Here is a 6,439-nt window from a genome sequence, read left to right on the forward strand (position 1 = left end):
TAGCTTTTTAACTTTACAGGATAGCTTATGATTATTTGAAGTTCTGCGGCTTTGATATAGCTTCTGTGCTATCTCAGCATTATAGTCACTATTTATACTAGTGCGATTAAGTTCCTTTTTTATAGCTCTTTCACTATAGCCAATTTTATTGGCTATTTGAGATGTTTGGTATCCTAATTTAAGTAATTCTTCTATGCAATATCTATTTGAAAGAGTTAAGTGCTTTGGCATTTTTTAGTTCCTTATCGTTTATTTTAGTTTCGTCAAAACCTAATAAACTATATTTGGAACTCTCTTTCAACTATTTAAAACTTTCAGAATACAATCTAGCTTTTAAAAATAATCTTTTTAAAAGATATGATTTTAAACCAGGGCAATATATTACAGTTAGAATTCCATGTAATGGAACTACTACTATGAGAAATTATAGTATTTCTTCAGCTATTGGTGAAGATTATATAAGAATACCTATTGCAAGAGATAAAAGCGGGTGATAAAATAGAAATAGCACCTCCTTGTGGCGAATTTTTCTTGGAGGTAAATAAAAATCTTGATAAGCCGATAGTTTTAATTTCAGCAGGAATAGGTATTACACCTTTAATGAGTATGCTTTTATCAGAGTTAAAAACACAAAATCAAAGACAGATACTTTTTGTTTGTGGTAAAAAAATAAAAATGAACATCCTTTTGCTAAGCTGTTAGAAAAACTATCAAGTGAGAACCCAAGACTTAAAACTATTTTCTTTTATGAAGATAATTCTGGATCTGACGCAAAGCAAGGATTAGTCTGTATAGATACTGTTCAACAACAGCTTAGTGAAGACAAGAATGATGCTCAATACTTCTTTTGTGGACCTAAAGAATTTATGCTTTCTATACATGAAAAGTTATTAAAAAATGGCATTAGAGAAAAAAATATTCACTATGAATTCTTTGGCTCAAAAACAGCTTAAGACATTAAATCTGAACAGGTAATTTTCCTGTTGGAATATTACCGTTAAAAATATTTTCTAATGCTGCTTGAATATTAATCTTTAGTGAAGTCTTTGTGTAGTTTGTCTGATCCATGAAAGTTGCACCATAAATACAAACATAATTAATGATATTATCTATATAATTAATATCATAAGGGGTAAGCGCTGCGATATTTATAGTTTGCTCTGGCTTTATAGAAGTTACATAACTATAAGCCTGATTATATTCACGAAGATTTGCTGAGATTAGCAAAATTAAATCAGCATTTTCGATACTAGTTTTTATATCTTGATTATCAATATTTTTAGAGTTTATGATAATAGTAGAGTTATTTTTTGATACTATTTTTTGTAATTCATTATAAAAATCTGCCATACGTTGGTTATCACTATCTACAATCAAGATATTTTTTAGCTTATTGAGATCGCATGGAATAATTCCTGAATTTTTAACTACAGTTGTACTTTGCTTGGCTATATCTAAAGATATTTGTTGATGTTTACTACAATTAACTATTTGATTAGCATATTTTAATTGCTCATCTTGTGAGAGCTTGAATATTAAACTTTCATCGAGTTTATGTTTTGCTTTGAAATCAGTAATATTCGTGTAGGTATTATTAACTGCATTAGCAAAATTAGGATTTTGATTATATTCTTTTTCTAGTTCATAAAAAAGCTCTTCTAATTTATAAAGATCATTTTCTGACCATACTCGAACAGGCATTAATAAAATATCTATACCAGCTAAGATAGCTAATTTAGATGCCTCAATAGTCTCAAAGTGTTTAGCAATAGCATGCATGTCCATAGCATCTGACACTACTAGACCATCAAAATTCATTTGTTGTTTTAGTAATTTGGTTATTATCTTGTAAGAAAGAGTAGTTGGTACATAAATATTTTCACTTGTTGAAACTGATTGATATTGAGTATCATCTAAGGCTGGTACACTGATATGCGCTGTCATTATCATACTACAATCTCTAGCAAGCTTTCTAAAAGGTAACAATTCTGTAGTATCTAATTCTTCTAAAGTTTTATCTAAGATTACATTACCTAAATGACTATCTGTTGCAGTATCACCATGACTAGGGAAGTGCTTAATGCAGTCTATGATTTTAGCATCATGATAACCATTTATAGCATTTTTGGCATAGTCAGTAACTACATTAGGATTATCTGAGTAAGACCTTACACCAATAATAGGATTGTTTTTGTTAGAGTTGACATCTACAGCTGGAGCAAAATTAATATTCATACCTAAAGAATATAATTCATCACCAATTATTTTAGCCATAGTATAAGCATTACTAGGATTATCTGTCGCAGCTAGTGCCATATTACCACAGCCACTAGTACCTTGTTGTAAACGATTAACTCTACCACCTTCTTGATCTGTAGCAAAAAATATTGGTGTATTGATATTAGCTTGAAGATCTCTTAATAAAGAAATAACTTGCTCATTATTTTGGATATTCTCTCTAAAGAGGATAAAACCACCTAAATTATAATCTTTAAAGATCTTATTAAAGATATCATTAGTTTTTGTAAAAGGTATACGTTGATTATTTGAATCTTCAACCCAATAGCGAAAATCCAACATAATTAGTTGACCAAGTTTTTCCCGTATTTTTATGGACATTGTGCTATTTTTTATTATTATCAAATAGCAAATATAATAGTGGACCAAAAGATCCTGCAATTAAAGTTAATATTAGCCACGGTAAAAATTTTCTATTGTTACGACGAGCATCATGATACATCCATACTAAAAGAAAGACGCATGAGATTATTAAATCAACTAAAACCTGTATTCCTCCTAAATTTGCAAATTCATGCTTAAATATGCCTGTAATCGCATTTTGCCAAACAGCTAAAAGTGTTAATATGGAAAAAGGAATCAATATTAAAATTAAAAGACATCTAGGTATATATAAAGATTTATTGTTATTATTTTCTTTCATAATTATTCTCCTATTTTATTAATATAGTTTAAATTTACATTCCCCAACCATGACTTACCAAAATTTTCTGACCAGTTAATGCATTTGTTTTAAATCCTGCTAAAAATATTGCAGTATCAGCAATATCTTGAACAGTTGTAAATTCACCATCAACAGTGCCACCAAGCATGATATTTTTGACTACTTCTTCTTCAGAAATATTTAGCTCTTTTGCTTGCTCTGGAATTTGCTTTTCTACTAATGGAGTCATCACAAAGCCTGGACCAATTAGGTTGGATGAGATATTATGCTCAGCACCTTCTTTTGCTAGAGCTCTTACAAAACCAACTTGTGCATGTTTAGCTGCAACATCAGCGGCTTTATTTTTTGATGCAAGAACTGAATGAGCAGAGCCTACAACTATAATCCTACCACCAGTTTTTAGTTCAATCATATGTCTCATAGCAGCTTGAGTTACAAGTAATGTACCAGTCATATGAATATCAAATAATTTTTTCCAAGCCGATATACTAAAATCTACTATAGGTGATATTATCTGAATACCTGCGTTATTAATCACAGTATCAATACGACCAAATTTTTTAACAGTTTCATCTACACCTGATTTTACTTGTTCTTCATTTGTAACATCCATTTGCACTGCCAATGTTTCTACAGCATATGTATCTGCTAATTCTTTTGTTACTGATTGTGATTTTTCTAGATCTAGATCTGCGATTACAACTTTTGCACCTTGTTTTGCAAATTCTGTAGCCATACCTAATCCAAGACCTGATGCAGCCCCGGTAATTAGAGTCACCTTGTTTTTAACTGACATAATAAAAATCTCCTAACAAAAATATTTTAGTTACATAATGTTATTATATATCACTAATCATCAGATATATGACATATAAATAAAAAATAATAGATTAATAGTAGTAATCATATATATAATTTATATTATTTTATATCAGCGATGTTTTATGTCAAAATATATATGTCTTAAAAAGAACAGTATTATCTTAGGCATTACTGCCTCTTTGGTAATAGGTTTTTTTACAGTTTTACAAGTTGTCTTAGACCTACAAAATATTTACGGCTTATTTGCAGCATTAGGATGTTTTGTAGTAGCACTTCATCAAGTTTCAATACGCAATCATAGTATTAAATTTAGGCTATATGCAGGAGTACTATTTATATTTTGTATGAGTATAGCAATATCTTTAGGTAGTTATTACTCACATGATTTAATTACAAGTTCACTTATACTATTAGGATTTTCTTTTTTGATTGGCTACACTGCAAAATCAGATTTGGTTTTTGCTAATGGCATACTCTTTATTGCTGATATGTATGTTATAGGAACTGGATTTAATGCTGACGTCACTGATTCAATACTTATCGGATTATTTACACTAATAGGAGCATTAGCATTTATAATAGTTTTGGTAGTTATTCTAAAAAAAATAAGTATAAAATGCTTTTGATGATAATTATAGAAGTATAAGAATCCTGCCAGATATAGATTCTACTATTTATGCGGTTAGTTTATCACTTGGTTTAATTATAGGTAATTTTATATCAATTTACTTTGACATTGAAATAGGATACTGGATACCTATGACAGTTTTATTAATATTTAAACCGGATGTAATTAGATTATCTACAGCTATTAAGCATCGATTGATAGGTACTATAATAGGGTCATTATTTGCCATACCTTTAGCTATCTATTTATCAAATGCTTACATTATTTGGATGATTTTGTTTATAACAACATTTTTTACTATATGTTGTATTATTAAGCATTATGGAAGCTATGTATTCTTTCTGACAATATTTATTTCAATGCTCCTAAAACTAGCACATTTATCTGGGTATGAGATAAGTTTATCTAGACTAATTTATACTGTTATAGGTATAGTTATAGTAGCTACAATAATCATACTATCAAAAAATATGAGAACAATTTTAAAAAGAATCTAGGAAAGTACTACTTAAGATAATCAAAAACTACTTCACCAAAACCTAATGTAACATCAGCGATAAAGTGAGAGCCTTTGACAATTTCTAAAACAGGTAAATGATGAAGAGCTGCTTGAACATGATTAAATACTTGTAAATCTACAGGTCCAGTCCATGCACCTTTTACAGTTACATCTTTAACATGGTATTTAACAAGCTCACAAATACTAACATCTTTACCATTAACATGAGGTATGGTTTTAAGTAGGAAGTTAGGAGTTTCTTCTAGCGATTTTTTGATAGCATCTTTATCAAGTTCTTGATATTTATATCCCATTGTTCCAAAAGCTACATCAACACTATTATATTTTACTGTACCTAGTAACGTATCAGAATCTACTGTAAGGGTAGGGTGAGCATATTTTTTTGGAAAGCCCATATTTCACGACCAGCTGCAATTGACGGTAAATTATCCAGCAGCATAATGTGGGAGTATAAGCCTTTCTTACCCTCAAACTCAACTTCGATAAGTTGACCAGCTTCATTAAAACTACCAAAACCATTTGCATCATGCATTTTCATAAATTCAAATTTTACAAGACCAGTTGATTTAAGGGGCTCTGGTACATATTTTTTTAGGGTTTCTATATCTGCTATATAGTCGATTATGAAGTATTCTCTATTTGTAAATTTATAAGGTATCCTATTTGCTGTAGGCGATACTAGCGGCATCGAAAAAACATTTTTTTTAACATCTTCTATTTTCATTTAGATCTCCAGAATTGTCTTTGTTCCTGTTAACATTATAAGCTTTAATATTTTTTTTAGTAATAGTAATAACTCAAATATGCTTGATTAAAAGCATATTTACTATTTTTTTGAATTAAAAATACTCTATAAAAATATCTATTTAATAGTATAACGTTGAATTATGTATTATATTTGATAAAAGTAAGCTTTTGATTATCTTGTGCTTTTATTAAGTGGTAATTTAAGGCTATAGGTTTATAATTAGAAATTTTTTGAGGCAAATTTTATGAAAAAAAATTATTTAATAGTATTTGTGGTGATGATTGGCTTTTTTGCTGTATCGTTTGTGACTAATATTTTAGGACCTATAATTCCAGATGCAACTAATGATCTGCATTTGACACTTTCGCAAGCTGGGGTTTTACCTTTTGCATTTTTTATAGCTTATATTATTTCAATTCCTGCAGGCTATGCGCTAGAGAAGTATGGATCTAAGAAGATGATCTTATTTGCTTTTTTATTGGGCTCTTTGGGTTCAATTTTATTCTGTACTAGATTGTATTCTCAATGTTTATAGAGATACCAAAATGTACTTCATTAGGTGTCAAGTAATTTAAACATTTCTTAGGTCTATTATTCAAGTCTATCTGTAACTTTCTAATGTATTGATGAGATATATTGTTAAAGTTAGTACCTTTAGGTATAAATTGTCTGATATACCTATTCATGTTTTCATTAGTACCTCTTTGCCAAGGACTGTATGGATCAGCAAAGAATACTTTGATGCCAGTCTTGCTAGTT

Annotated in this window: 8 protein-coding genes and 2 pseudogenes; 4 read left to right on the forward strand and 6 right to left on the reverse strand. The window is 29.5% G+C overall.

Annotated features, from left to right (window positions below; translation table 11 throughout):
* A partial coding sequence (locus F8C69_RS08255) for a helix-turn-helix domain-containing protein (RefSeq protein ID WP_159183974.1) occupies positions 1 to 231 on the reverse strand: 231 nt, incomplete at its 3' end.
* Between the two features lie 240 nt (positions 232 to 471).
* Here F8C69_RS08255 and F8C69_RS10785 point away from each other — a divergent pair.
* The gene (locus F8C69_RS10785) at positions 472 to 702 is read left to right on the forward strand and encodes a ferredoxin reductase domain-containing protein (protein WP_234384100.1); all 231 of its coding nucleotides are present in this window, start codon (positions 472 to 474) and stop codon (positions 700 to 702) included.
* A gap of 255 nt (positions 703 to 957) precedes the next feature.
* On the opposite strand, the gene F8C69_RS08265 is transcribed toward F8C69_RS10785, so the two are convergent.
* Genes F8C69_RS08265 through F8C69_RS08275 form a run of 3 tightly spaced genes read right to left on the reverse strand, consistent with a single transcriptional unit; the run spans position 958 to position 3,758 of the window.
* A complete protein-coding gene (locus tag F8C69_RS08265) occupies positions 958 to 2,619 on the reverse strand; it encodes a glycoside hydrolase family 3 protein (RefSeq protein WP_159184852.1) in 1,662 nt (553 codons plus the stop codon).
* Between the two features lie 4 nt (positions 2,620 to 2,623).
* Positions 2,624 to 2,941: a DUF2834 domain-containing protein gene (locus F8C69_RS08270; protein WP_159184853.1), complete on the reverse strand. Its 318-nt coding sequence runs from the start codon at positions 2,939 to 2,941 to the stop codon at positions 2,624 to 2,626.
* 34 nt (positions 2,942 to 2,975) lie between these two features.
* The gene (locus F8C69_RS08275) at positions 2,976 to 3,758 is read right to left on the reverse strand and encodes a 3-hydroxybutyrate dehydrogenase (RefSeq protein WP_159184854.1); all 783 of its coding nucleotides are present in this window, start codon (positions 3,756 to 3,758) and stop codon (positions 2,976 to 2,978) included.
* 148 nt (positions 3,759 to 3,906) lie between these two features.
* On the opposite strand from F8C69_RS08275, the gene F8C69_RS10790 reads away from it, so the two are divergent.
* The gene (locus F8C69_RS10790; RefSeq protein WP_234384101.1) at positions 3,907 to 4,410 is read left to right on the forward strand and encodes a hypothetical protein; all 504 of its coding nucleotides are present in this window, start codon (positions 3,907 to 3,909) and stop codon (positions 4,408 to 4,410) included.
* Positions 4,411 to 4,543: 133 nt separating this feature from the next.
* Positions 4,544 to 4,909, forward strand: a complete 366-nt coding sequence (locus F8C69_RS10795; protein WP_234384102.1) for an FUSC family protein — start codon at positions 4,544 to 4,546, stop codon at positions 4,907 to 4,909.
* 7 nt (positions 4,910 to 4,916) lie between these two features.
* On the opposite strand, the pseudogene F8C69_RS11325 reads toward F8C69_RS10795, so the two are convergent.
* Positions 4,917 to 5,656, reverse strand: a pseudogene (locus tag F8C69_RS11325) (acetoacetate decarboxylase).
* 268 nt (positions 5,657 to 5,924) lie between these two features.
* Between F8C69_RS11325 and F8C69_RS08290 the strand changes: the two are divergent.
* A pseudogene (locus tag F8C69_RS08290) lies at positions 5,925 to 6,197 on the forward strand (MFS transporter); the annotation flags it as partial.
* Here F8C69_RS08290 and F8C69_RS08295 read toward each other — a convergent pair.
* The coding region (locus F8C69_RS08295) for an IS30 family transposase (protein ID WP_159183763.1) at positions 6,190 to 6,439 on the reverse strand (250 nt) is incomplete at its 5' end. The pseudogene F8C69_RS08290 and the gene F8C69_RS08295 overlap by 8 nt on opposite strands.

The organism is Francisella noatunensis subsp. noatunensis (assembly GCF_009823375.1).
GTDB lineage: Bacteria > Pseudomonadota > Gammaproteobacteria > Francisellales > Francisellaceae > Francisella > Francisella noatunensis.